24 protein-coding genes and 1 pseudogene are annotated in these 24,469 nt (G+C 73.3%); 2 read left to right on the forward strand and 23 right to left on the reverse strand.

The features are described 5' to 3' along the window. Positions 1-9: 9 nt before the first annotated feature. From BLV05_RS38335 to BLV05_RS35115, 7 genes are all read right to left on the reverse strand, one after another. Entirely contained in the window at positions 10-2,394 is a 2,385-nt protein-coding gene (locus tag BLV05_RS38335; RefSeq protein WP_083421469.1) for an FtsX-like permease family protein, read from the reverse strand. Beyond that, positions 2,394-4,733 carry an ABC transporter permease gene (locus tag BLV05_RS38340; protein ID WP_083421470.1) on the reverse strand — a complete coding sequence of 780 codons (2,340 nt, stop codon included), beginning with the start codon at positions 4,731-4,733 and terminating at the stop codon, positions 2,394-2,396. The genes BLV05_RS38335 and BLV05_RS38340 overlap by 1 nt, the downstream gene beginning before the upstream one ends. Further along, on the reverse strand, positions 4,733-7,105 hold the full coding sequence (locus tag BLV05_RS35095; RefSeq protein WP_083421471.1) for an FtsX-like permease family protein: 2,373 nt from the start codon (positions 7,103-7,105) through the stop codon (positions 4,733-4,735). Before BLV05_RS35095 ends, BLV05_RS38340 begins: the two co-directional genes overlap by 1 nt. Continuing rightward, entirely contained in the window at positions 7,105-9,564 is a 2,460-nt protein-coding gene (locus tag BLV05_RS35100; RefSeq protein WP_046772647.1) for an ABC transporter permease, read from the reverse strand. Before BLV05_RS35100 ends, BLV05_RS35095 begins: the two co-directional genes overlap by 1 nt. Then, a complete protein-coding gene (locus BLV05_RS35105; protein ID WP_046772646.1) occupies positions 9,561-10,289 on the reverse strand; it encodes an ABC transporter ATP-binding protein in 729 nt (242 codons plus the stop codon). Before BLV05_RS35105 ends, BLV05_RS35100 begins: the two co-directional genes overlap by 4 nt. Beyond that, positions 10,286-11,635 (reverse strand): adenylate/guanylate cyclase domain-containing protein, encoded by a 1,350-nt coding sequence (locus BLV05_RS35110; protein WP_046772645.1) that lies wholly within the window; start codon positions 11,633-11,635, stop codon positions 10,286-10,288. Before BLV05_RS35110 ends, BLV05_RS35105 begins: the two co-directional genes overlap by 4 nt. Before the next feature lie 92 nt (positions 11,636-11,727). Continuing rightward, positions 11,728-12,198 (reverse strand): hypothetical protein, encoded by a 471-nt coding sequence (locus BLV05_RS35115; protein ID WP_052763145.1) that lies wholly within the window; start codon positions 12,196-12,198, stop codon positions 11,728-11,730. 149 nt (positions 12,199-12,347) lie between these two features. Here BLV05_RS35115 and BLV05_RS35120 point away from each other — a divergent pair, with 149 nt between their 5' ends. After that, a complete protein-coding gene (locus BLV05_RS35120) occupies positions 12,348-13,361 on the forward strand; it encodes a cyclic nucleotide-binding domain-containing protein (protein ID WP_052763144.1) in 1,014 nt (337 codons plus the stop codon). Then, entirely contained in the window at positions 13,358-14,188 is an 831-nt protein-coding gene (locus BLV05_RS35125; protein WP_046772643.1) for an MBL fold metallo-hydrolase, read from the forward strand. Before BLV05_RS35120 ends, BLV05_RS35125 begins: the two co-directional genes overlap by 4 nt. A 179-nt stretch (positions 14,189-14,367) precedes the next feature. Here the strand turns inward: BLV05_RS35125 and BLV05_RS35130 are convergent, their stop codons facing one another. The 16 genes and pseudogenes from BLV05_RS35130 to rpsE form a co-directional block, all read right to left on the reverse strand. Beyond that, on the reverse strand, positions 14,368-14,787 hold the full coding sequence (locus tag BLV05_RS35130) for a hypothetical protein (RefSeq protein WP_046772642.1): 420 nt from the start codon (positions 14,785-14,787) through the stop codon (positions 14,368-14,370). Positions 14,788-14,864: 77 nt separating this feature from the next. Continuing rightward, a complete protein-coding gene (truA, locus tag BLV05_RS35135; RefSeq protein WP_172860759.1) occupies positions 14,865-15,734 on the reverse strand; it encodes a tRNA pseudouridine(38-40) synthase TruA in 870 nt (289 codons plus the stop codon). Between the two features lie 28 nt (positions 15,735-15,762). Then, a complete protein-coding gene (gene rplQ, locus BLV05_RS38440) occupies positions 15,763-16,299 on the reverse strand; it encodes a 50S ribosomal protein L17 (protein ID WP_046772641.1) in 537 nt (178 codons plus the stop codon). Between the two features lie 47 nt (positions 16,300-16,346). Continuing rightward, on the reverse strand, positions 16,347-17,360 hold the full coding sequence (locus BLV05_RS35145) for a DNA-directed RNA polymerase subunit alpha (RefSeq protein WP_046772640.1): 1,014 nt from the start codon (positions 17,358-17,360) through the stop codon (positions 16,347-16,349). Positions 17,361-17,450: 90 nt separating this feature from the next. Beyond that, positions 17,451-18,056, reverse strand: coding sequence for a 30S ribosomal protein S4 (rpsD, locus tag BLV05_RS35150; protein WP_046772639.1), 606 nt, complete (start codon positions 18,054-18,056; stop codon positions 17,451-17,453). A 32-nt stretch (positions 18,057-18,088) separates the two neighbouring features. Continuing rightward, complete coding sequence (gene rpsK / locus BLV05_RS35155; protein ID WP_046772638.1) at positions 18,089-18,487, reverse strand: 30S ribosomal protein S11; 399 nt, start codon at positions 18,485-18,487, stop codon at positions 18,089-18,091. Positions 18,488-18,567: 80 nt separating this feature from the next. Then, a complete protein-coding gene (gene rpsM, locus BLV05_RS35160) occupies positions 18,568-18,945 on the reverse strand; it encodes a 30S ribosomal protein S13 (protein WP_046772637.1) in 378 nt (125 codons plus the stop codon). A 163-nt stretch (positions 18,946-19,108) separates the two neighbouring features. Further along, entirely contained in the window at positions 19,109-19,222 is a 114-nt protein-coding gene (rpmJ, locus tag BLV05_RS35165; RefSeq protein WP_015883600.1) for a 50S ribosomal protein L36, read from the reverse strand. A gap of 67 nt (positions 19,223-19,289) precedes the next feature. Further along, on the reverse strand, positions 19,290-19,511 hold the full coding sequence (infA, locus tag BLV05_RS35170; protein WP_026877474.1) for a translation initiation factor IF-1: 222 nt from the start codon (positions 19,509-19,511) through the stop codon (positions 19,290-19,292). Positions 19,512-19,732: 221 nt separating this feature from the next. Beyond that, on the reverse strand, positions 19,733-20,191 hold the full coding sequence (locus tag BLV05_RS35175) for a DUF1707 SHOCT-like domain-containing protein (RefSeq protein WP_052763143.1): 459 nt from the start codon (positions 20,189-20,191) through the stop codon (positions 19,733-19,735). A 90-nt stretch (positions 20,192-20,281) separates the two neighbouring features. Next, positions 20,282-21,097: a type I methionyl aminopeptidase gene (map, locus tag BLV05_RS35180; protein ID WP_046772636.1), complete on the reverse strand. Its 816-nt coding sequence runs from the start codon at positions 21,095-21,097 to the stop codon at positions 20,282-20,284. A gap of 13 nt (positions 21,098-21,110) precedes the next feature. Beyond that, positions 21,111-21,692 carry an adenylate kinase gene (locus BLV05_RS35185; protein WP_231948667.1) on the reverse strand — a complete coding sequence of 194 codons (582 nt, stop codon included), beginning with the start codon at positions 21,690-21,692 and terminating at the stop codon, positions 21,111-21,113. Then, the gene (gene secY / locus BLV05_RS35190) at positions 21,689-22,993 is read right to left on the reverse strand and encodes a preprotein translocase subunit SecY (protein ID WP_046772634.1); all 1,305 of its coding nucleotides are present in this window, start codon (positions 22,991-22,993) and stop codon (positions 21,689-21,691) included. Before secY ends, BLV05_RS35185 begins: the two co-directional genes overlap by 4 nt. Positions 22,994-23,166: 173 nt before the next feature. Next, positions 23,167-23,616, reverse strand: coding sequence for a 50S ribosomal protein L15 (rplO, locus tag BLV05_RS35195; RefSeq protein ID WP_046772633.1), 450 nt, complete (start codon positions 23,614-23,616; stop codon positions 23,167-23,169). 50 nt (positions 23,617-23,666) lie between these two features. Continuing rightward, positions 23,667-23,840 (reverse strand): annotated as a pseudogene (gene rpmD, locus BLV05_RS35200) (50S ribosomal protein L30); the annotation flags it as partial. After that, on the reverse strand, positions 23,837-24,469 hold the full coding sequence (rpsE, locus tag BLV05_RS35205; RefSeq protein ID WP_046772631.1) for a 30S ribosomal protein S5: 633 nt from the start codon (positions 24,467-24,469) through the stop codon (positions 23,837-23,839). The gene rpsE and the pseudogene rpmD, both read right to left, overlap by 4 nt.

Consider the following 24,469-nt stretch of genomic DNA (forward strand, 5'->3'; position numbering starts at 1 on the left):
CCCACCTCCTCATTCCGCTCTCAGGGTCTGCCAGACCGGGAACGACCCCGCCCGCCGGGCCGGCCACGCCGCCAGCGCGACGGCGGCGAGCACGGCCGCGGGGACCACGACGGCCACGGCCGGGAGCACCGGCGGCGGCACGTACTGGATCACCTCCGCGTCGGTGATGTAGCGCCACAGCCAGCTGCCGGCCGCGACGCCGAGCGGCGCACCGATCACCAGCCCGGCCAGCACGATCACCAACGACTGGGTGACGACGGCGCCGCGGCACTGGCCGCCGGTCAGCCCGAGGGCCCGCAGGACGGCGAGATCGCGCCGCCGCCGGCGGACCGCCACAGCCAGCGCGTGCCCGACGGCGGCCACCGCGAGCACCGCGAGGAACAGCGCGAGGTAGAGGGGAAGGCCCCGGATCACGAGCAGCTCCACCGAGTGGTCCCGCTGCAGAGCGGGGTGCGCCGACACGTCATCGGATACCGCACGCACGGCCTGATCCAGCCGCTGTGCCACGACCGCCGGGTCCGCGCCGTCGCGCACCGCGATGTGCGCGACATGGATCGAGGCGGCGCCGAACAGCGCGTCGAAGCCGGCCCCGGTGACCCAGCCGCCGTCGATGTTGTAGTTCCCCTGTCCCTCCGGCAGGAAGGCCAGTCCGGTGACCGTGAGCCGCCGCTCCGCCCGCGTCCCGGTCAGCTCGACGGTGTCGCCGACACCGACGCCGAAGGTCTCGGCGGTGAACGGGCCCAGCGCGACCTCGTCGGCCGTGGCGGGCAGCCGTCCTTCGTCCACGACGACGGGCAGCGGCTCGGCGACCGGCTGATAGGTGTACACCCTCGGGCTCGCGCCGCGGCCCTGCGCCACCGCGGACCGGCTGTCGTTGACGGCGGCGACGTCGGGGTCGGCCGCGATCAGGCCCAGCACCCGTCCGGTCCTGTCGTCCCCGATGTCCAGCGTGGCCTCCAGCGCGTGCACCTGGCCGTATCGGGCCGGCGTGGTCACGGCGTCGCCGACACCGGCCGCCAGGGTCAGCGCGGCCACCGTCCCCGCGATTCCGGCGACGGCGCCGACCAGCGCCGGCCGCACCGGGACCGCCTGCCGGCCGCGGCCGGGCTCCAGCGCCAGCCTGGTCCCGAGCACCAGCGGCAGCGGCAGGTCGCTGCGGGCGACGGCGGCCGCGACGGGCGAGCGACGCGGCGCCGCCGTGGAGCGCGACGCCCGCAGCGCGACGGCGGCCGTGAGGAGGCAGCCGCCCGCGACGGCGGCGACGACCACGGACCAGCCGACGGCCAGCACCGTCCAGTCGGCGTCCACCCCCGGTGCGGGCTCGCGCTGCTCCGCCGTCCCGATCGGGAACCACGCCGACGCGAGGACCGCCGCACCGACGCCGGCCGTCATGCCGGCGATCCCGGCCAAGGTCGGCCCGGCAGCGGCGGCCGCCACCTGCTGCCGCGGCGACAGGCCCAGCGCGCCGAGCACCCGCAGATCGCGCATCGCCGCCGCGGTGTGGCGGGCGATCGCCTGACCCACCAGCACCACCGCGGCGGCGCCGGCCGCCAGCGCGAACGCGGTGACCGCAGTCGCTTCGATGTCGAGGATGCGCTGGCTGAAGGCGCTCGCCGCCGCCTCACTCCACATGGTGAGGTCGGTCCGGCCGGTCAGGTCCGTCACGGCCTCCGCGAAGTCCGCGTAGGCGCTGCCGCCGTCGTCCAGCCGCACCATCGCACCCGTCGCGCCGTGCGGGTCGAGCAGGTTCTCGGAGTACGCCGCGAAGAAGGCGGCGGTGGGCACCAGCCAGCCCGGCGCGCCCGGCATGTCGGTGAACAGCGGCGAGCGGACGACACCGACGATGTGGACGCGGATCTCGGGCCCGTCCGCCGGCGGACGGGCGCCCTCCTCCACCGGGCCGCGCCAGTCCGTCACGGAAATCCCCAACGTCACCGGCCGGTAGAGGCCGACGGTGACGGTGTCGCCGACGCCGTGCCCGTAGGTCCGGACGAACCGTGGCGTCACCACGGCCTCGTCCGCCCGGTCCGGGTCGGCGAGCCGGCCGTCGAGGACCACCGGCCGTTCGACGGTCCGCAGGACGTTCCCGTCGGCGGGGACCGGCCCGTCGACCGGAGTTCCGTCGAGCTCATAGGAGCAGAAGGCCACCTCGCCGACGGCCGCGACGCCCTGGACCGCACGCACCGCGTCCCAGTCGAAGCGCGGGTCGACGGGGTGGACCTGAGCGGTGGCGGGCAGCGTCGCGGCGTCGAGCCGCTCGATCGAGGTGACGCCGCGCCGGGCCCCGGCGATCGTGGCCAGCACAGCCCCACCCGCGACGGCCAGCAGCAGCGCCAGCACCAGCAGCGACCGCCACCGCCGCCGCCACTCCAGCCGCAGCCAGGCCCCGGCCATCACTCGGCCCTCAGCACGGAGCCGACCCGCATCGACGCCGCCCGCTGCGACGGCCAGGCCGCCAGCAGGTTGGCGGCCAGCAGCGCCACCGGCACGGCGAGCAGGAGGACTGCCGTCACGTCCGGCGGCACGTAGTGGACCATCGTCGCGTCGGCCACGTAGCGCCACACCGTCCGGCCCAGCGCCACGCCGAGCGGCAGGCCGACCAGCAGCCCGGCCACCGCGACGACGCTGGCCTGGGTGAGCACCACGCCGCGGCACTGCCGGCGGGTCATCCCGACCGCACGCAGCACGGCGAGGTCGTGCCGGCGCCGCCGCACCGCCGACGCCAGTGCGTGCCCCACCGCGCCGACCGCCAGCACGCCCAGGAACCCGGCCAGGAACAGCGGCAGGCGCTGGAGCTGCAGCAGCTCCGGCGAGCTGTCGCGCTCCAGCCGCGGCCGCACCGCCGCGCCCCCGTCGGCCGCGGCCGGCAGCGCCGCCGACAGCCGTTCGGCGACGACGGCGGCGTCGGCCCCGGGGCGCAGCACGATGTGCGCCGTCCGCGCCATGGGACCGTCGAACAGATCACCGAAACCGGCGGGCGTGGCCCACGCCCCGACGTTGTAGTAGTTCTCCGCGCTCTCGGGCAGGAAGGCCAGTCCGGTGACGGTCAGCCTGCGAGCGCCGTCCGTGGTGCCGGTCAGGTCGATCCGGTCACCCGGCGCGGCGGCCAGCGCCTCGGCGGTGTACGGCGCCAGCGCGATCTCGTCGCCGCTGTGGGGCAGCCGGCCCTCGAGCACGACAGGGTCGAACCGGCCCATGACGGAGTCCAGCGAGAAGACCGCGACGGTCTCGCCCGCCGCGGTCGCGCTGCCGATCCGGCTGTCGTTCACCGCACTGACGTCCGGGTCGGTGGCGACGGCGGCGAGGACGGCATCGGCCGAGGCGGGATCGGCGCCCAGCGGCGCCTCGAGGTCGTGCACCTGCCCGTAGCGGGCCGGGTTCGTGGTGGCGTCGTCGACGGCGGCGGCGAACGTGGCCGCGGCGAGGACGCCCAGCACGCCGATCGTCGCTCCGGCCAGCGCCGGGCGCACCGGGACCGCGGCCGGCCCGTGCCCTGGCTCCAGCGCGTACCGGGCACCGACGACCAACGGGACCGGCAGCCCGTACCTGCTGGCCAGCGCCGCCACGGCCGACGGCCGATGCACCGCGGCGGGACGGCCGCCCGGGCCTGTCCCGGACCAGACCCGCCGCGCCGCGACCAGCGCACCCGCGACGGCCAGCGCCGGGATCAGCACCAGGCCAGTGCCGAGCACCGGCAGGTCGAGGTCGGCGCCCGGGTCCGGCTCGACGTACGCCGCGAAGCCGTACGGGAACCACCGCGACGCCACGCCGGCAGCGGCCACGCCGAGCAGCGCACCGGTGGCCGCCGCCAGCCCGGGCGCCGCAGCGGCGGTCCGGCGGGCCTGGGCGGGCGTCAGTCCGAGCGCCGCGACCACCCGCAGGTCCGCCGCCGTCGTCGCGGCGTAGCGGGCCAGTGCCTGGCCGACCAGCGCGACGGCGGCCAGCCCTGCGGCGGCGGCGAACACCAGCAGCCCGGCCGACTCGATGCCGGCAATGCGCTGCACATAGGCCATCGTGGCCGCATGCGGCCACACGGTGATGTCGCTGCGCCCGGTGGCCGTGGCGAGGTCGGTCAGAAACTGCTCCCCGGTACGGTCCGCGGCCAGCCGCACCAGCCCGCTGAACGCCACACCTCCCGGCGCGGCGAAGTCGTCCGGGTAGGCGGCGAACAACCCGGCGGACGGCATCAGCCGGCCCGGCTGCTCCGGGCTGTCGCTGAGCAGCGGCGATCGGATCATGCCGACGATGCGGGTCTCGACGGCACCCGCGACGGGCAGCCGCAGCGTGACGGTGTCGCCGACGCCCAGACCGTGCTGCTCGACGAACGCCGGCGTGACGACGGCCTCGTCGGGGCGGGCCGGGTCGGGCAGCCGGCCGTCGATTACTACGGCCCGTTCGACGTAGCGGAAGAACTCGCGATCGGCCGGCGACTCGAACGACTCGCTGCCGGGCGGAAGCCCGTCGATCGTCCACGTCGTGGGCGCTGCCAGGGCGACGGCCTCGACGCCGGGCAGGTCGCGAACGACGTCCCAGTCGAAGCCGGGGTCCTCGGGCCGCACCTCGACGGTGGCCGGCAGTGTCCGCGCGGTGAGCCGGTCGACGGCACTGTCACCGCGCCGGGCGCCGGCGACCGCCGTCAGCACTGTGCCGGCCGCGAACGCGACGAGCAGCGCCAGCACCAGCAGCGACCGCCACCGCCGCCGCCACTCCAGCCGCAGCCAGGCCCCGGCCATCACTCGGCCCTCAGCACGGAGCCGACCCGCATCGACGCCGCCCGCTGCGACGGCCAGGCCGCCAGCAGGTTGGCGGCCAGCAGCGCCACCGGCACGACCAGCAGCAGCGCCGTCGCGGCCACCGGCGGCACGTAGAACAGCGGCGTCGTGTCGGCGACGTACCGCCACACCACCCGGCCCAGCGCGATGCCCAGCGGGATGCCCACCAGCAGCCCGGCCAGCGCCAGCACACTGGCCTGTGTGGCGACGATGCCGCGGGCCTGCGGCCGGGTCAGCCCGACGGCGCGCAGCACGGCCAGCTCGTGCCGGCGCCGGCGCACCGCGGTGGCCAGCGCGTGCCCGACCGCGCCCAGCGCCAGCACCGCGAGGAACGCCGCGAGCACCGTCGGCAGCGTCCGGATCTGCCGGATCTCCGCGACCGGCGTCGGCGGTTCGGGCGGGGCCAGCTCAAGGCCGGTGGTCTCGGCCAGCCGCGCGGCCACGGCGGCCGCGTCGGCGCCCGGGCGCAGCGCGACGTGCGTCTCGTGGAACTTGAAGGCGTCGGCGAAGAGCGCGTCGTAGCCGTCGCGCGTGACCCAGGCGCCGGTCGTGTAGTCGTTGTGTGCGCCGTCGGGCACGAACGCGATCCCGGTGACGGTGGACGTGCCGGTCCCGGCCGGGTCGACCACGTCGCCGACGGCAGCTCCGACGGCGTCGGCGGTCACCGGGGCCAGCGCGATCTCGTCCGGTCGCACCGGCATCCGGCCCTCCAGCACGACGACGTCCAGCGCGCCGTCGCCGACCGGGGCGTAGGAGTAGACCGCCGCGGACACGCCGTCGATGTCGGCCGATCCGATGCGAGAGTCGTTCACCGCCTCGACGTCGGGATCGGCGGCGACGGCGGCCAGCAGGGCCGGCAGCTCCTCCTCCGGCAGGAAGTGCTCGTTGTTCTCCCCGAACCACGCACCCAGCTGATGCGTCTGGCCGAACCGGCGCAGGTCGCCCGACGCGTCGTCGACGCCGCTGGAGAACGTGAACGCCGCGAGCACGCCGACCACGCCCGTCACGGCGCCCAGCAGGGCCGGCCGCACCGGCACCGCGTACCGGCCGCGGCCGGGCTCCAGCGCGAACCGGGTGCCGACCACGACGGGGACCGGCAGCCCGGCGGCGGCGACGGCACCCGCGACCGCCGAGCGCCGGCGGTACGACCCCGCCCGGGCCGCGCGCAGGGCCAGCGCGGCCGCGGCCAGGGCCGCCACCGCCACCAGCACCGGCACCGCGATCAGGCCGGTGACCAGCACCAGCGCGTCGGCGTCCGTCCCCGGATCGGGCTCGACGGTCGCCGCGAGACCGATCGGGAACCACCGCGACGCCACCACCGAGAGCGCCGCGCCGGCCACGGCGCCGGCGGCGGCGGCCAGCACCGGGCCGATCGCGGCCGCCAGCACCACCTGCCGCGGCAGCATGCCCACGGCCCGCAGCGCCTGCAGGTCGGCCACCGTGGCCGCGGCGTACCGGGCCACCGGCTGGCCCACCAGGAACACCGCGGCGGCCGCCGCGGCCAGAGCGAACACCATCAGCGCGTCGGCCTCGAAGCCGGTGACCTCCCGGCCGTGGTTGCGGAACATCTCGACCAGGTCGAACGTGTCGATCGGGCGACCGGCGATGCCCTCGACCGCGGCCAGGAACTCCGGGATCGCGGCCTCGCCGCCGTGCAGGCGGACGATCGCGTTGTGGACGGCGTTCGACGAGTTGGGGCCGACCTCGTCCGGATACCGCGCGGCCAGGCCGGGCGAGAAGATCAGCTGTCCCGGCGACCCGAGCGTCTCGCCGTACCAGAACGACTGGACCATGCCGACGATCCGAGCCTCGACCACCGGCCCGTCGGGCGGCACCGCCGGGTCGTCGCGGAAGGCGGCCGCCGACTCCTGCTGGAACAGCCGGATCGTCACGCCATCGCCGACGCCCAGCCCGAAGCTCTCCTCGAACGACGGCGTGATGACGACCTCGTCGGCCCGCTCCGGGTCCGGCGCCCGGCCGGCCAGGACGACCGGCCGCTCCAGCGCCCGCATCGCGTCCTCGCCGCTGACCACGCCGGAGACGGCCTCGGCCGGGATCTCGTCGACGACGTAGGCGGCGCCGCCGAACGTCGACAGCGCCGCCACCTCGGGCAGGTCCCGCACCGGGGCCCAGTCGAAGAGGGGCTGGTTCGGCAGGACGGCGACGTCGGCCGGCAGCGTCCGTTCCGCCAGCCGGTCGCCGGCGGTCTCACCGCGCCGGGCACCCGCGACCGCCGTCATGACCGTCCCGGCGGCCAGCGCCACCAGCAGCGCCAGCACCAGTAGCGACCGCCACCGGCGCCGCAGGTCCAGCCGCAGCCAGGCCGCCGTCATCACTCGGCCCTCAGCACACTGCCGACCCGCAGCGCCGCCGCCCGGTGCGACGGCCAGGCCGCCAGCAGGTTCGCCGCCACCAGCGCCAGCGGCACCACCAGCAGCAGCGCGAGCGCCGCCAGCGGAGCGACGTAGAGCAGCGGCGTGGTCTCGGCGACGTAGCGCCAGACGGTGCGGCCCAGGGCCAGGCCGAGCGGCACGCCGATCGCCAGCCCGATCAGCGCGAGCAGGCTGGCCTGGGTGACGACGACCCAGCGCGACTGCCACCGCGTCATGCCCAGCGCCCGCAGCACCGCGACCTCGTGCCGGCGCCGCCGGACGGCGGTGGCCAGCGCGTGCCCGACCGCGCCCAGCGCCAGCACGGCGAGGAACCCGGCCAGAAACACCGGCAGCGTCCTGACCTGGCGCAGCTCGGCCAGCCGGCTGGGCGGCTCGACCGGCAGGACGACCTCGGTGATCGACTCCGGCGGCTCCCCCGTGGCCGCCGCGATCACCGGCACGACCGTCTCCTCCAGCCGCTGCATCACCGCCATCGGATCGGCGCCGGGCTCCAGCCCGAGCAGCACCAGGTGGTACTTGAACGCCGGCGACACCGTGCTGGCCGGGTCGAACAGCGTGTCGAAGCCGTCGCCGGTGACCCAGCCGCCGGTGACGTAGTTGTTGTGCGGGCCCTCGGGCACGAACGCGAGGCCGGTGACGGTGAGGTCGCGGTCGCCCGCGGTCCCGGACATCGTCACGACGTCGCCGACGCCGACGTCCAGCGCGTCGGCGCTGCCCGGTGCCAGCACCAGCTCGCCCGGCTGCTCCGGCGCCCGGCCCTCCACCAGCACCGGCCGCAGTGGCTCCCGTCCGGCCTGGTCCAGCGTGAACAGCGTGACCGGGCGGCTCTCGGCGACGGCCACCGCGACCCGCGTGTCGTTGACGACGCGCACCTGCGGGTCGTCGGCGAAGACGGACAGCACCTGGTCGACCGGGCCGAAGTCCTCCCCGGCGTCGCCGACGAACGACGCCAGCTGGTACACCTGCCCGAACCGCTCCGGGTGGTCGGCCGCGTCCTCGACGCCGTCGGAGAAGGTGAACGCCGCGATGACGCCGAGCACCCCGACCACAGCGCCCACCAGCGCCGGACGCACCGGCACCGCCTGCCGGCCGCGGCCGGGCTCCAGCGCGAACCGGGCGCCGACGACCACCGGCACCGGGGCGCCCGCCCGCCGGGCCGCGGCCGCGAGCGCCGACGGCCGGCCGCGGCGGGTCGTCCGGGCCGAGCGCAGGGCCAGCCGGGCCGCTATGCCGGCACCGGCCGCGGCCAGCAGCACCGTCGCCGCCCCGATGCCGCCGATGACCAGCGGGTCGACGTCGAAGCCCGGGTCGGGCTCGAACAGCGCGGCGGTGCCGACCGGGAACCAGCGCGACGCGACCACCGCTCCGGCCGCGCCCAGCAGCGTGCCGGCCACAGCGGCGCCGACCGGGCCGGCCGCGGCGGCCACCGTCGACTGGCCCACCGTCATGCCCAGGGCCCGGGCGACCTGCAGCTCGGCCGCCGCCGACGCCGCGTACCGAGCCACCGCCTGGCCGACGAGGAAGATCGCCGCCGCGCCGGCCGCGAGCGCGAACGCCTGCAGCGCGTCGGCCTCGAACCGGAGGACGTCGTTCAGGTGCCGGCCGTCCTCGGCGAGGTCCATGAAGTCGATATCGCTACGGCCGCTGACCTCCTGCAGGCCGGCCTTGAACGACGCGACGTCCGCCTCGCCGCCGCGCAGCCGGACCAGCGCGTTGAGCTCGCCCTGACCGGAGGCGCCGAGCAGGTTGTCGCGGTACTGAGCGAACAGGCCAGGCGACGGCGACAGCCCGCCCTGGGAGTCGCCGACGACGTCGCTGAACCAGGGCGACCGGATGATCCCGACGATCGTGGCGTCGACGACCGGGCCGTCCGGTTCGGGCAGCACCGTCGAGGCGAACGGCAGGCTGTCCTGCGTCTCCGGCGAGAACAGCCGCAGCGTGATGGCGTCGCCGACGCCCAGCCCGTAGGTCTCCTCGAACCTCCGGCTGACGACGACCTCGTCGGCCCGCGCCGGGTCGGGCAGCCGCCCGTCGAGGACCACCGGGCGCTCGATGGTCCGGAACACCTCGTCGTCGCCGGGCGGGAAGCCGGCGGCGTACGAGTCCTGCGGCAGCTCGTCGACCACGTACGCGCCGGTCAGCACGAACGTCGTCAGCCCCGCGACCTCGGGCAGCGCGCGGACCGCGTCCCAGTCGAAGCCCGCCTGGTTCGGCAGCACGGCGATGGTGGCCGGCAGCGTCCGCTCCACCAGGCGGTCGATGGCGGTCGTGCCGCGGCGGGCGCCGGACAGCGCCGTCATGACGGTGCCCGCGGCCAGCGCTACCAGCAGCGCCATCACCAGCAGCGAGCGCCACCGGCGCCGGGTGTCCAGCCGCAGCCAGGCGCGGACGGCGGTCACGGAGCGCGCTCCTCCACCACGGCCGCCGAGCCGGCCGGCCCGACCCGCACGCCGTCGTCGCTGTCGATGCGGCCGTCGCGCATGCGCACCACCCGCGACGCGCCGGCCGCGACGTCGGCGGAGTGGGTGACCATGAGGATGGTCTGGCCGTCGCCGTGCAGCCGGCGGAACAGCTCCAGGATCTCCGCGCCGCCCTCGCTGTCCAGCGCGCCGGTCGGCTCGTCGGCCAGCAGCACGGCCGGCTCGTTCACCAGCGCCCGGGCGATCGCCAGCCGCTGCCGCTGCCCGCCGGAGAGCACCGACGGCAACTGCTCGGTGCGGTCGCCGAGGCCCAGCAGGTCGAGCAGGTCGCGAGCGCGCGACTCGGCCGCCTTCCGGCGCAGCCCGCCGAGGATCGCCGGCAGTGCGATGTTGTCCAGCGCCGAGACGCCCTCGAGCAGGTTGAAGAACTGGAACACGATGCCGACGTGGTGCCGGCGGAACCGGGCCAGCCAGTTCTCGTCGCGGCCGCTCACCACGAGGTCGTCGACGACCACCTTGCCCTCGTCGGCCTGGTCGAGCCCGGCGAAGATGTTCAGCAGCGTGGACTTGCCGCAGCCCGACGGCCCCATCAGCGCGACGAACTCGCCGCCGTCCACCTGTAGATCGATCCCGCGCAGCGCGCGGACGGGCGCCAGCTCCGCCTCGAACGTCCGGCGGACCCCTCGAGCCAGCAATGCGGTCATCGGCTGTACTCCTCCACCTCGTCGTCCGCGGCGGCGGGCGCGAGCACCCGGCACGCCGTGACGGCAGCGTCGCGGCCTTTGACCCGCACGGGGTCCAGCCGCTGGAACGTCCACGCGGGCGCGGCCGCCGCGGTGGCCTCGCTGGCCACCGTCGTTCCGGCCGGGCGGGCGAGGTCCTGCAGGCGTTGCGCCAGGTTCACGATGTCGCCGACCAGCGTGTACTCCAGCCGCTCGTCGCTGCCGAGCAGCGCCGCGGCCACCTCGCCGGTGGACAGGCCGATGCCCATGCCGAACGGCTCCAGCCCTTCGCCCGCCCACTGGGTGTCGACGACGGCCTGCCGCCGATGCATGTCGTGGGCAGCGCGCAGCGCCCGCTCGGCGTGGTCCGGCTGCGGGAACGGTGCTCCGAAGACCGCCATCACGGCGTCACCCACGTACTGCATCACGGTGCCCCCTTGGTCGAGGATGGCACCGTTCATGGCCCGGCGGTGCGAATTCAGCTGTCGCGCCAGCGACGACGGGTCGGACCGCTCCGCGATGCCGGAGTAGCCGCGCACGTCCGACATCAGCACGGTGACGACCAGCCGCTCGGTCCGCGCGACCGCACCGGGGTCGTCGCGCAGCTTGTCGGCCAGCCCCGACGGCAGCAGCCGGGTGAGCGTCTCGCCCTGCTCCTCGCGCTCCAGGATCGCGGTGTGCAGCTTGCGCAGCCGCTGCAGAGCGCCGCGCACGCCGGAGCTGGCGTCGCGGGCGAGGTGCAGGAACAGCTCCTGGACGGCGTGGTCGACCGCCTCCGGCGTGCTCTGCAGGCTCGCGGCGATCGCCTTGACGGCGCGCCCCTCGGCCACCATGGTGAGCAGCCGTTCCTCGTCGGCGGACAGCCCGGCGCCGCCCCGCGCCGGTGTCACCAGGGCCTGGACGATCTCAGGGTCGAGCATGGAACCCCCCGCCGCGACCTCGCGGACCGCGCGGGCCAGCCGATCGCCGTCCGCCACCCGCTCCTTGAGCAAGTATGCGTAGCCGGCCGCCCCTTGGGCCAGCAGTGCGACCGCGTACTCCGGGTCGTCGTACTGCGAGAGCACGACGACCCCCGTTCCCGGAAGACGCTTGCGGACCTCCTTGGCCGCCTCGATCCCCTCGTCGGCGAACCGCGGCGGCATCCGGATGTCCGTGACGACGACCTGCGGCCGGTGCTCGATCGCCTGCTGCACGAGGCCGTCGTAGTCCTCGGCCATCGCGACGACGTCGACGTCACCGGCGACACGCAGCAGCGCCCGTACGCCCTCGCGGACGAGCAGGTTGTCGTCCGCGAGGAGCACGGTGATGCGCGCGTCGGCGGAAGTCATGCGGACATGACACTCCTACCGGCGCGTTTGCACCAGTGCGGCAGCCACCCGAATGCGGCGGGGTGCCAGCATCCCCGCCGCGGGCGTGCGGGCTACCTCCTTGCTGGTGCCCGCAGGGTCGCGAGGCCGACGATCCAACCGGCGAAGATCCCGTACGTGGCGCCGGAGGAGATCAGCTGGAACACCGCGAGCGCGGAGGTGTCGCTCTGGATGATGCCGGTGACGAGGCCGGCGGCGGCGCCTGCGAAGACGACGGCCGCCCAGCCGATGAACAGTTGCGCCAACGCGCTGCCGCTGCGCGCCGCGGTGAGTGCGGCCAGGAACAGTGCGGTGAAGGCGACCACGAGGATCGCCCGCAGCATCACCGCGACGACGTCGCGGACCGGTAGGTCGGCCGAGAAGTCCCACGACGGCCAGGTGAGGACGGAGAGGAACAGGTCAAGGGCGCCGGTGCCGTTCGCATTGTCGCGGGCCCAGTCGCCATACGGCGGGCTGCCGAACACGAGGACCAGTACGAACACCGCGATCACGCCGGCGGCGGTCGTCGTCCGATACCGCGTCAAGACTCCCATACCGTAAGGAATACCCCGAAGCGATCAAGGTCACACGGGGGCGTGCCAGCACCCCTCCGGACCGGCCAGGCTGCACCCTGCCGGCCCGGGCCGTCGCTCCCTAGCGTTGAGGCATACCACCTGCTGACCTGGGGGGAGACATGACCACCCGCATCGAGTCCACCGCCACGACACTCTCGTGGATCCCGTCCGAGGCCGTCACGGGCCTCACCAAGGCCGCCTTCGAGACCGGCTTCACCCACTACGACCCGCCGCCGCCCGATGTCGTCGACGACCTGGAGGGCCTGCGCGCCGACGACCGGTTCCGGTACGCGAACGTGCTGACCGGCTGGGCCGACGTCGAGGACGGGCGGATCGTCCGGGCCGGCTACGGCGACGCCGAGGGCGTGCTGATGGGGTCGACGACGGTGCGCATCGGCCGGCTGGGCGCCACGTTCGCCGCGATCGCGCTGCCGGTGCTGCGCCGCGACCCGGAGTTCCGGGCCGACGGCAGTGTCGTGCTCACGCAGACCTGCGGCGGCCGCACCGCGCTGCCGGCGCCGCGCGCCGTCCCGCACCCGCCGTTCGTCAAGCTGCAGGCGCCGCTGGTGTGGACGACGCTGACGCTGACCATCCACCCGGACGGCCGCGCCGAGCCGGGCCTGGCCGGCGCCAGCCCGTTCCCGCGGCACTGGGTCTACGACGCCGCCGGTGCGCTGGCGCTGAAGTCCGGGCTGACGGACTACTCGGCGTGGTCGGCGCACTCGTTCGGCACCCGGACGCCGTGGGGCGAGGAGGACTCGCCCGCCCTGACCGTCGAGGTCGAGAGCGCCGCCGAGCGGGTGCTGTCGCGACTGCTGATGACCGGCGCGCAGAAGCCGCGCATCCGCACCCTGGCCGAGAGCGAGCTGCTCACGCTGCAGGGCGAGCCCGGCGACGAGCTCTACCTGCTGCTCGACGGCGTCCTGCGGGTCCAGGTCGACGGGCAGCGGCTGGCCGACGTCGGGCCCGGCGCGGTGCTGGGCGAACGGGCCCTCCTCGAGGGCGGGCGCCGGACGTCGACGCTGACCGCCGTCACGCCGGTGCGGGTCGCCGTCGCGCAGGCCTCGGCCATCGACCGCGAGCGGCTGGCCGAGCTCGCGGCGTCGCACCGCCGGGAGGACGTGCCGGCGTGAAGGTCGTCCTGCACGGCGTCCGGGGCTCGACGCCCGCACCCGGTGCCGCGTTCGTGCGGACCGGCGGGCACACGTCGTGCGTCTCGGTCACCGTGCGGGGCGAGGCGGCCCCGCGGCTGGTGCTGGACGCGGGCACCGGGCTCACCAACCTGACGACGCTGCTGGGGGGCGCGCCGTACCGCGGTGACCTGGTGCTGAGCCACCTGCACTGGGACCACGTGCAGGGGCTGCCGTTCTTCCGCTCCGGCGACGTCGACGGCGCCGACGTGCGGCTGTGGCTGCCCGCCCAGAGCGGCGCCGAGCCGGGCGTCGCCGGGTCGGCGGCCGCGCTGCTGCGCCGGGCGATGTCGCCGCCGCACTTCCCGATCGGGCCGGACGGGCTGGCCGGGCGGTGGCGGTTCGACGCGTGCGACGCCGGCTGGTTTGAGGCGGGCGGGGCGCGGATCCGGCTGGCCGACCTGCCGCACAAGGGCGGGCGCACGTTCGGTATCAGGGTCGAGGCCGACGGCGCCTCGTTCGCCTACCTGCCCGACCACGCCGCCGGCGCCGGCGACGGACCCGCCGCCGACCTCGTCCGCGGCGTCGATCTGCTCCTGCACGACGCCCAGTTCTCCGACGCCGAGCGGTACTGGGCCGAGGCCTACGGCCACTCGACCGTCGGCGACGCGGTCGCGCTGGCCGCCCGTGCCCGGGTCGGCCGCCTGGTGCTGATCCACCACGCCCCCGCCCGCCCGGACGACGACGTGGACGAGCTGGCCGCGAAGCACGCCGCCGCCGCCCCACTCCCCGTCGCCGTCGGCCGCGAGGGCGACGTCCTGGAGCCGTGAGCTGCGAGTCGCCGCAGCTCAGGGACGATGTGCCCCGCGCTTTGCAATGAGCACCTATACGCACCACCGGCGGATCGGCGTCGGCTGGTGCGTATAGGTGCTCATTGCAAAGGGAGCCGCGCACTCACACTGACCTGCGGTGACAGGGTCAGCTGGACCGGCGCCCGCCGGCCGGCGAGTTACTGGATGCCGTGGCGGCGGAGGATGGCCTCGATGTCGTCGGTCTCGGGGTCGTCGGCGGGTGCCTGCTGCTTCTTGCCGCGCTTCGGGGCCGGGTCGACGGCGCCCTTGGGGGCGGGACCGGACTCGCCGAGGGCGCTGGACTTGGCCGAGCCCTTCGGGACCTCGAGCTTCTGGCCCGCCGCGAACAGCAGGCCGGCCACGGCCAGCAGGCCGACACCGACCCAGGCGACCGGCGAGAGCACCAGGCCGGCGATGAAGCCGACGATGCCGATGGCGGAGGCACCCATGAGCAGGAACCCGCCCGCCGCCATCTGTAGCGAGGCCGCCCAGCCCTTCGCCCGTGCCTGGCGCACGGACAGTACGACCAGCCCCAGTCCGAGGATGGCTACGGCAAACTCGATCGCATCGGTCAACACCCCTCCAGGCTACGCGTTCGAGCCGCGTTTTCCCTCAGGGATCTCCCCGAGCTTTCCCACCCTCCTCGCGAGGGACCTCAACCCAGGGTGCGGACGTTGCGGGCGGCGCGGGCGCGGGCGGCCAGCTCGGCGTCGGGCGGATAGCCGACGGCCTCCAGGGTGAGGCCGTGCGGCGGGATCACGACGACGGCGGGGTCGCGCTGGCCGGCCGCGAGCACCGTCGCCGGCCAGTCGGCCGGGCGCCGGCCGTCGCCGACGAGCAGCAGGGCGCCGATCATCGCGCGGACCTGGTTGTGGCAGAACGCGTCGGCCTCGACGGTCGCGACGGCCAGGGCGTCGGCCGTCCGCTCCCACGTCAGCACCCGCAGCGCACGGATCGTCGTGGCGCCCTCGCGCGGCCGGCAGTACGCGGCGAAGTCGTGCTCGCCCAGCAGGCCGGCGGCCGCGGCGTTCATCGCGTCGACGTCGAGCGGGCGGTCGTGCCACAGCACGAACGAGCGCAGCAACGGGTCGGCGCCGTACGGTGCGTCGGCGACGCGGTAGCGGTAGCGGCGCCAGACGGCAGAGAAGCGGGCGTCGAAGCCGGCCGGCGCCTCGGCCGCGCCGTGCACCCGGACGTCGGCCGGCAGCACGCCGGCCAGCCGCCGCAGCAGCGCGACCGCCGGAGTGCGGTCCGAACGGCCGGGCGCCGCCGTCCACGCCGTCGCCGGGACGTCGACGTGGCAGACCTGGCCGCGGGCGTGCACCCCGGCGTCGGTCCGCCCGGCGACGGTGACCCGGGGCGGGTCGATGCGCAGCACCCGGCCCAGCGCCTCCTCGAGGACGCCCTGGACGGTGCGCCGGCCGGGCTGCACGGCCCAGCCGGAGAACTCGGTCCCGTCGTAGGCGAGGTCGAGCCGGACACGCAGCAGCCCGCCGACCCCGGACTCGGGATCGGCGGGCTGCATGGTGCTGCTGAAGTGCGCTGCGTGCGGGTCAGGCCTTCTCGGCCGGGCCCTCGGCGTCGTCGGCCTTCGCCTCGTCGGCGACGGCCTCGTCGGCAGCGGCCTCGGTCTCGTCGGCCGGAGCCTCCGTCGCCGCCGGAGCGGCAGCGGCCGGAGCGTCGGCAGCGGCGCGCCGGGTGGCGCTGGTCGCCTCGGTCACGACCTGCTCGGCCAGCGGCTCGACCAGCTCGATGACCGCCATCGGAGCGTTGTCACCCTTCCGCGGACCGATCTTCACGATCCGGGTGTAGCCGCCGTTGCGGTTCTCGTAGCGCGGGCCGATCTCGGCGAACAGCACGTGCACGATGTCCTTGTCGCGGATCGTGCTGAGCACCTGGCGCCGCGCGTGGAGGTCACCGCGCTTGGCCTTGCTGATCAGCCGCTCGGCGACCGGACGGAGCCGGCGGGCCTTGGCCTCGGTAGTGGTGATGCGGCCGTGCTCGAACAGCGCGGTCGCCAGGTTGGCGAGGATCGCGCGCTGGTGAGCCGGCGAGCCTCCCAGGCGAGCACCCTTGGTTGGGGTGGGCATGGTGATCGTTCTCCTGTGTGGTGGCGACCGCTACCGGCCGCGCTCGGTCAGTACTGCTCGTCTTCGGCGTAGGACTGGTCGTCGTCGCCGTAGCTGTCGACGGCCGCGGCCGGGTCGAACCCGGGCGCGCTGTCCTTCAGGCCGAGGCCCATGGTGGCCAGCTTCGCCTTGACCTCGTCGATCGACTTCTGGCCGAAGTTGCGGATGTCGAGGAGGTCGGCCTCGCTGCGGGAGACGAGCTCACCCACGGAGTGGATGCCCTCACGCTTGAGGCAGTTGTACGAACGGACGGTGAGCTGCAGGTCCTCGATCGGCAGCGCGAGGTCCGCGGCCAGCTGGGCGTCGACCGGCGACGGGCCGATCTCGATGCCCTCGGCCTCGATGTTCAGCTCGCGGGCGAGACCGAACAGCTCGACCAGCGTGCTGCCGGCCGACGCGAGCGCATCGCGCGGACGGATCGACTGCTTGGTCTCGACGTCGACGATGAGCCGGTCGAAGTCGGTGCGGCCCTCGACGCGGGTCGCCTCGACCTTGTACGTGACCTTCAGCACCGGGGAGTAGATGGAGTCGACCGGGATACGGCCGATCTCGGCGTCGGCGCGCTTGTTCTGCACGGCCGACACGTAGCCGCGGCCGCGCTCGACCGTCAGCTCCATCTCCAGCTTGCCCTTGCCGTTCAGCGTGGCGATGTGCAGGTCGGGATTGTGCACCTCGACCCCGGCGGGCGGCGCGATGTCGGCGGCGGTGACGGCGCCGGGGCCCTGCTTGCGCAGGTACATCACGACCGGCTCGTCGTGCTCGGACGAGACGACGAGGCCCTTGAGGTTCAGGATGACGTCGGTGACGTCCTCCTTCACGCCCGGGATGGTGGTGAACTCGTGCAGCACACCGTCGATGCGGATCGACGTGATGGCCGCGCCGGGGATGGACGAGAGCAGGGTCCGGCGCAGCGAGTTGCCGAGCGTGTAGCCGAAGCCGGGCTCGAGCGGTTCGATGGTGAACTTGGCCCGGTAGTCGTTCAGCGACTCTTCGCTGAGACTGGGACGCTGGGTGATGAGCACGTGTGACTTCCTCTCCGCGACGCCCGCTATATGACGGTCGCGATCAGGGCGCCGTGGCCGGCCGGATGCCGGCCACGGCGATGGTGCCTGCTACTTAGAGTAGAACTCGACGATGAGCTGCTCCTGGACCGGCGTGTCGATCTGCTGCCGGCTCGGGAGCTGGTGGACCAGGATGCGCATCGCGTTGGGGATGACTTCGAGCCACGCGGGGACCGGGCGGTCGCCCTGGGTCTCGCGGGCGATGATGAACGGGGTCGTCTCCCTGGACTTGTCGCGCACGTCGATGACGTCGTGCAGCGCCACCTGGTACGACGGCACGTTCACCTTGCGGCCGTTGACCGTGAAGTGGCCGTGGACGACCAGCTGGCGGGCGTGCCGGCGGGTGCGGGCCAGGCCGGAGCGGTACACGACGTTGTCGAGACGCGACTCCAGCAGCTGCAGGAGGACGTCACCGGTACGACCCTGGCGACGGTTGGCCTCTTCGTAGTAGCGGCGGAACTGCTTCTCGAGGACGCCGTAGGTGTAGCGCGCCTTCTGCTTCTCGTGCAGCTGGAGGCGGTACTCGCTCTCCTTCTGCCGGCCGCGGCCGTGCTGGCCGGGCGGGTACGGACGGCGTTCGTACGCCTTGTCCTCGCCGATCAGGTCGACGCCGAGACGACGCGACTTCTTCGTGAGTGGACCGGTGTAACGGGCCATGGTGGTTCAGCTCTCCTCGGGGTCTCGGCGGGTCAGACGCGGCGGCGCTTCGGCGGACGGCAACCGTTGTGCGCCTGCGGGGTCACGTCCGAGATGGAACCGACCTCGAGGCCGACGGCCTGCAGCGAGCGAATCGCGGTCTCCCGGCCCGAGCCCGGGCCCTTGACGAGCACGTCGACCTTGCGCATGCCGTGCTCCTGGGCACGGCGGCCGGCCGCCTCGGCGGCCATCTGCGCGGCGAACGGCGTCGACTTACGCGAGCCCTTGAAGCCGACCTGGCCGGCGCTGGCCCACGCGATCACGTTGCCCTGAGGGTCGGTGATCGACACGATCGTGTTGTTGAACGTGCTCTTGATGTGCGCGACACCATGAGCGACGTTCTTCTTCTCCTTGCGGCGCACCTTGGTCTGGCGGCCCTTGGCGGGTGGCATGTGTGCGGTACTCCTGTCCGAAAGCTTCTGAGGTCAGCGGTTCGCTGCTCGCGACGGCGACGTGGCCGCCGTCGCGGCACTCACTTGCCGGCCTTCTTCTTGCCGGCGACGGTCTTCTTCCGACCCTTGCGGGTACGGGCATTCGTGTGAGTGCGCTGACCACGGACGGGGAGCCCGCGGCGGTGCCGGATGCCCTGATAGCTACCGATCTCGATCTTACGGCGGATGTCGCTCTGCACCTCGCGGCGCAGGTCACCCTCGATCTGGTAGTTGGCCTCGATCCAGTCGCGGAGCTTGACCAGCTCCTCGTCACCGAGGTCCTTGACGCGAACGTCGGGGCTGACGCCCGTGTTCTTCAGAGTCTCCAGCGATCGGGTGCGCCCGATGCCGAAGATGTAGGTGAGTGCTACCTCCAGGCGCTTGTCGCGCGGGAGGTCGACGCCGACGAGGCGTGCCATGCGGTGGTCCTCACTTGGTTCGCGGAGGTGTCTGTCGCACCGCGTCTCGGTGGCCTGTGCCGCCGAGCCCCGGCCTCCGCCCGGGGGTGTCCCGGCAGTTCTTCGCCGGGTGCAGGTGCGTTCTGGAGTATTCAGTTGTGTCCGGGCGAGCGGTGCCCGGTGATCAGCCCTGGCGCTGCTTGTGGCGCAGGTTCTCGCAGATCACCATGACCCGGCCGTGACGGCGGATCACCTTGCACTTGTCGCAGATCGGCTTGACGCTCGGCTTGACCTTCATCGGGGACTCTTTCTTGACGTGTACCGAGAGCTCGGGCGAGTGAGCCGAAGCCGGCGGCAGTGGTCGTTTACTTGTAGCGGTAGACGATGCGTCCGCGGGTCAAGTCGTACGGGCTCAGCTCCACCACCACGCGGTCCTCGGGGAGGATCCGGATGTAGTGCTGGCGCATCTTGCCGGAAATGTGTGCGAGCACCTTGTGACCGTTCGAGAGCTCAACCCTGAACATGGCGTTCGGGAGAGCCTCGGTCACGGTGCCCTCGATCTCGATGACCCCGTCCTTCTTCGGCATATCCTCCGCACTTCTTCGGTCGTCGTCTTCCGCCTGGCCACACCACGCCACCGGAGTCCGGAAAGGGACGGGTGACGAGCCGTCACGTGCGCCCTTGTCCTTGATCGAGAGGATCTCGGACCAGCCGCAGGGCACAACGAAACAGACCACAGGGGGCCGACGAAGAATTGTACGGCACAGGGCCTACCAGAGGCCAATCGTACGCACCAGCCGACTCGCGGTCAGCGTTGCGCTGGGGCGTCCCCGGCGCGGTAGGCCATCTCCAGGCCGCCGAGCAGCACGCCCCAGGGCCCGGCCACCCAGATGGGCCAGAAGTACTGCGCGTCGCCGCTGCCGATGAGGACGAGCAGCCAGACCAGGAGGTTGATGGCCACGCAGATGCCGTAGAACCACCACGCACCGTTGAGCAGACGGCGCGCGACGCGGCGCCCGGTCCGCTTGGGCACCGGGCGCGGCGCCGACAACGGCCGCGGGATCAGGCCGGCCGGCTGGCGGCGCACCGGCAGGTCGGCGATGAGCCGGTCGAGGTCCTGGTAGGTCTTCGCGGTGTAGGTCCCGTCGACCCGGATGAGCAGCTCGTCCTGGCTCAACCGGCCCTCTCCGTGCGCGTCGCGCAGGATCTCGGCCACGCGATCGCGATCGGCGTCGCTGGCACGCATCTCGAACCGCTCGGCTCCCATGCGTTCCAGTATCCGCCGCTGACCGGAGTCCGCCTATCGGGGTATCCCCCCAGTTCCAACCCCGGGACACCCCCGGGCGGTCGGCCGCGGTCAGCCGCGCTGTGCGGCGGCGGCCGGCACGCCGAGCGCCTCGAGCCGCGCGGCGCCGCCGTCGAGCGCCGTGAGGACCCACGGGCCGTCGGGCGTGACGGCGATGCTGTGCTCGAAGTGCGCCGCCCAGGAGCCGTCGTCGGTCTTGACGGTCCACTCGTCGTCGAGGACGTGGGTCTCGGGGCCGCCCAGTGTGATCATCGGCTCGACGGCGAGGCAGAGGCCCGGCACCAGCTTGGGGCCGCGCTGGCGGGTGCGGTAGTTCATCACGTGCGGGTCCATGTGCATCGCGGTGCCGATGCCGTGCCCGCCGTACTCCTCGACGATGCCGTAGTCGCCGCGGGCCTCGATGGTCCGCTCGATGGCGGTGCCGATGTCGCGCACCCGGCGGCCGGCCCTCATGGCGGCGATGCCCGACCACAGCGCGTCCTCGCAGTCGACCAGCAGCCGGGCGACCTCGTCGGGCGGCTCGCCGGCGCCGACCGGCACCGTCACCGCGGCGTCGCCGTGCCAGCCGTCCAGGACGGCGCCGAAGTCGAGGGAGACGATGTCGCCGTCGGCGAACGGGGTGGCGTCGGGGATGCCGTGGACGACGACGTCGTTGACGGAGACGCAGACGGTGGCGGGGAAGCCGCCGTAGCCGAGGAAGTTCGACGTGGCGCCGCGGGCGGCCAGCTCACGCCGGGCGATCGCGTCGAGGTCGCGCGGCGTGGCGCCCGGCACGATGGCCGCGCGCATCACCTCGTGGATCTCGGCCACGACCAGTCCGGCCGCGCGCATGCCGGCCAGCTGCTCCGGCGACTTGATCTCGGTCATGTGCCGGGTCGGTTCAGCGTGGCTGCGGCGGCTGCTCGATCGCGTCGGCCACCCGCTGCTGCACCTCGTCGACGGTGCCCAGGCCCTCGACCTCGAAGACCAGGCCGCGGTCGCGGTAGACGGCGATGAGCGGCGCGGTCTGCTCGAGGTAGAGCTCCTGGCGGCTGCGGATGGTCTCAGGGGTGTCGTCCTCGCGACCCTCCTTGAGCGCCCGCTCGTGCAGCCGCTTGACCACCTCGTCGACGTCGACGTTCAGCACGATGACGTGGTCGAGCTCGTGGCCCTGCTCGGCCAGCACCTTGTCGAGGAAGTCGACCTGCGAGAGTGTGCGCGGGTAGCCGTCGAGCAGGAAGCCCTCGGCGACGTCGGCCTGCGTGAGCCGGTCGCGCACCACCTCGTTGGTCAGCTCGTCCGGCACATAGAGGCCGGGTCCGAGGTAGGGCTTGACCCGCAGGCCGAGGTCGGTCTCGGCGGCGATGTTCGACCGGAAGATGTCGCCGGTCGAGATGGACGGTACGGCGAACCGCTTGGCGACGAGTTCGGCCTGGGTGCCCTTGCCCGCGCCCGGCGGGCCCATGATCAACAGTCGCGTCACCGCAGGAACCCCTCGTAGTTGCGCTGCTGCAGCTGGCTCTCGATCTGCTGCACGGTCTGCAGGCCCACACCGACCATGATCAGGATGGAGGTGCCGCCGAACATGTTGTTGAACGACTGGCCGCCATCGCTGGGGTTCAGCACGTTGAAGGCCAGCAGTGGCAACAGGGCCACGAGCGCCAGGTAGATGGCGCCGGCCGACGTGATGCGGTTGAGCACGTAGGCCAGGTACTCCTCGGTGGCGCGGCCGGCACGGATGCCCGGCACGAAGCCGCCGTAGCGCTTCATGTTGTCGGAGATGTCCTTCGGGTTGAACGTGATGGACACGTAGAAGAACGCGAACCCGACGATCAGCAGGAAGTACGCCGCGATGTAGACGGGGTGGGTGCCGCGGGTGAAGTTGTCCTGGATCCACAGCGCCCAGCCGGAGGTCTGGTTGAACTGTGCGGCCAGCAGCGGGATGTAGAGCAGCGACGAGGCGAAGATGACCGGGATGACGCCGGCCTGGTTGATCTTCAACGGGATGTACGTGGCGGAGCCGCCGTACATGCGCCGTCCGACCATGCGTTTGGCGTACTGGACCGGGATGCGCCGCTGTGCCTGCTCGACGAAGACGATGAGCGCGACGACCACCAGCGCGACCACGACGACCAGGCCGAAGACGCCCCAGCCGCGGCTGGTCTGGATGCTCCAGAACATGCTCGGCACGCTGGCGACGATCTGGGTGAAGATCAGCAGCGACATGCCGTTGCCGACGCCGCGGTCGGTGATCAGCTCGCCCAGCCACATGACCAGGCCGGTGCCGGCCGTCATCACCATGATCATGATGGCGGCGGTGGTCAGCGAGTCGTCCTGTAGCACCTCTTCGGGGCAGTTCGGGAAGAACTGCCCGCGACGGGCCAGCGTGACGATGGTGGTCGCCTGCAGCAGCGCGAGGCCGATGGTGAGGTAACGGGTGTACTGCGTGATCTGCGCCTGGCCCGACGCGCCTTCCTTGCGCAACGCCTCGATGCGCGGGATGACGACCGTCAGCAGCTGCAGGATGATGCTGGCGGTGATGTACGGGATGATGCCGAGCGCGAACACCGCGAGCTGCAGCATCGCGCCGCCGGAGAACAGGTTGAGCATCCCGTAGATGCCCTCGTTGCCGGCGAGGTCCACACAGGTCCGGACCGCCGGGACGTCGACGCCAGGCGTGGGCAGGACCGAACCGACCCGGAAGATCGCGATGATGCCCAGCGTGAACAGCAACTTCTGGCGCAGGTCAGGCGTACGGAACGCCTGCGCGAACACTCTGAGCACTTCAAGGCCTCCTGCGTGGCCGACGGCGGAGACGACTACGGGGTCGAAGCCGGCGCGGTGGTACGGACGGAACAGACGTTAACACCGCCGGGTCCGAACGACCGAAAGCGCCTGCCGCCTGGTAAGACGGCAGGACGCTCTCGGAACCGTTCGAACGCACCGGTGCGGGACACCTACACCTCGGTGGCGGTGCCCCCAGCAGCGGTGATCTTCTCCTTGGCGCTGGAGGAGAACGCGTTGACGTTCACTCGCAGCGCAACGGAGATCTCACCGGTGCCCAGAACCTTGACCGGCTTGCCGGCCCGCACAGCGCCCTTGGCCACGAGGTCGTCGACGGTGACGTCCCCACCCTCCGGGAAGAGGGCCGACAGCTTGTCCAGGTTCACGACCTGGAATTCGACGCGGAACGGGTTCTTGAACCCCTTCAGCTTCGGCAGCCGCATGTGCAGCGGCATCTGGCCGCCCTCGAACCGGGCCGGAACCTGGTAGCGGGCCTTCGTACCCTTGGTGCCGCGACCCGCGGTCTTGCCCTTCGACGCCTCACCGCGACCCACACGGGTCTTCGCGGTCTTGGCGCCGGGAGCCGGCCGCAGGTGGTGCGGCTTCAGCGGCGAATTGCTCATGCCTCAGACCTCCTCGGCTGCACATTTTCGTCCTCGGCGGAGGGGAGTACCTCGACCGCGACCAGGTGCGCCACCGTCTTGACCATGCCCCGGATCTCAGGGCGGTCCTCCTTGACGACCTCGTGTCCGATCCGCTTCAGGCCGAGCGAGCGCAGGGTGTTGCGCTGGGACGACGTCCCCCCGATGGGGCTCTTGACCTGACGGACCTTCAGCTGACCGCTCATGCCGACGCTCCCGCGGCCTGGGCGCGCAGCAGCGCGGCCGGCGCGACGTCCTCCAGCGGCAGGCCGCGACGGGCCGCCACCTGCTCCGGACGCTCGAGCGACTTCAGCGCCTCCACCGTGGCGTGCACGATGTTGATGGCGTTGGACGAGCCGAGCGACTTGCTCAGCACGTCGTGGACGCCCGCGGCCTCCAGGACGGCGCGCACCGGGCCGCCGGCGATGACGCCGGTACCGGGCGAGGCCGGACGGAGCAGCACGACGCCGGCAGCCTTCTCACCCTGCACGGGGTGCGGGATGGTGCCCTGGATGCGCGGCACCTTGAAGAACTGCTTCTTGGCCTCTTCGACGCCCTTGGCGATGGCCGAGGGCACCTCCTTGGCCTTGCCGTAGCCGACGCCTACTGTGCCGTCGCCGTCGCCGACGACGACCAGGGCGGTGAAGCTGAAGCGCCGGCCACCCTGCACGACCTTGGCGACGCGGTTGATGGCGACCACGGTCTCGATGTAGTTGGTCTTGTCGCCGCCGCCGTCGCCGCGACGATTGTCGCGATCGCGACGGTCACGACGATCGCGGCGCTCGCCACCGGCACCGGCGGGGCCACCGCCGCCGCGGCGCTGGGGTTCAGCCAT

The sequence above is a fragment of the Jiangella alkaliphila genome (assembly GCF_900105925.1).
Lineage (GTDB): Bacteria > Actinomycetota > Actinomycetes > Jiangellales > Jiangellaceae > Jiangella > Jiangella alkaliphila.

Bases quoted from the DNA above. Each gene is read 5' to 3' on its own strand.
- infA (WP_026877474.1), bottom strand. From the start codon at position 19,511: ATGCCGAAGAAGGACGGGGTCATCGAGATCGAGGGCACCGTGACCGAG.
- BLV05_RS35105 (WP_046772646.1), bottom strand. From the start codon at position 10,289: ATGACCGCATTGCTGGCTCGAGGGGTCCGCCGGACGTTCGAGGCGGAG.
- BLV05_RS38340 (WP_083421470.1), bottom strand. From the start codon at position 4,733: ATGGCCGGGGCCTGGCTGCGGCTGGAGTGGCGGCGGCGGTGGCGGTCG.
- BLV05_RS35175 (WP_052763143.1), bottom strand. From the start codon at position 20,191: ATGGGAGCCGAGCGGTTCGAGATGCGTGCCAGCGACGCCGATCGCGAT.
- truA (WP_172860759.1), bottom strand. From the start codon at position 15,734: ATGCAGCCCGCCGATCCCGAGTCCGGGGTCGGCGGGCTGCTGCGTGTC.
- BLV05_RS35120 (WP_052763144.1), top strand. From the start codon at position 12,348: ATGACCACCCGCATCGAGTCCACCGCCACGACACTCTCGTGGATCCCG.
- rpsD (WP_046772639.1), bottom strand. From the start codon at position 18,056: ATGGCCCGTTACACCGGTCCACTCACGAAGAAGTCGCGTCGTCTCGGC.
- BLV05_RS35095 (WP_083421471.1), bottom strand. From the start codon at position 7,105: ATGACGGCGGCCTGGCTGCGGCTGGACCTGCGGCGCCGGTGGCGGTCG.
- rplQ (WP_046772641.1), bottom strand. From the start codon at position 16,299: ATGCCCACCCCAACCAAGGGTGCTCGCCTGGGAGGCTCGCCGGCTCAC.
- BLV05_RS35110 (WP_046772645.1), bottom strand. From the start codon at position 11,635: ATGACTTCCGCCGACGCGCGCATCACCGTGCTCCTCGCGGACGACAAC.
- rplO (WP_046772633.1), bottom strand. From the start codon at position 23,616: ATGAGCAATTCGCCGCTGAAGCCGCACCACCTGCGGCCGGCTCCCGGC.
- rpsK (WP_046772638.1), bottom strand. From the start codon at position 18,487: ATGCCACCCGCCAAGGGCCGCCAGACCAAGGTGCGCCGCAAGGAGAAG.
- rpmJ (WP_015883600.1), bottom strand. From the start codon at position 19,222: ATGAAGGTCAAGCCGAGCGTCAAGCCGATCTGCGACAAGTGCAAGGTG.
- rpsM (WP_046772637.1), bottom strand. From the start codon at position 18,945: ATGGCACGCCTCGTCGGCGTCGACCTCCCGCGCGACAAGCGCCTGGAG.
- BLV05_RS38335 (WP_083421469.1), bottom strand. From the start codon at position 2,394: ATGGCCGGGGCCTGGCTGCGGCTGGAGTGGCGGCGGCGGTGGCGGTCG.
- rpsE (WP_046772631.1), bottom strand. From the start codon at position 24,469: ATGGCTGAACCCCAGCGCCGCGGCGGCGGTGGCCCCGCCGGTGCCGGT.
- map (WP_046772636.1), bottom strand. From the start codon at position 21,097: ATGACCGAGATCAAGTCGCCGGAGCAGCTGGCCGGCATGCGCGCGGCC.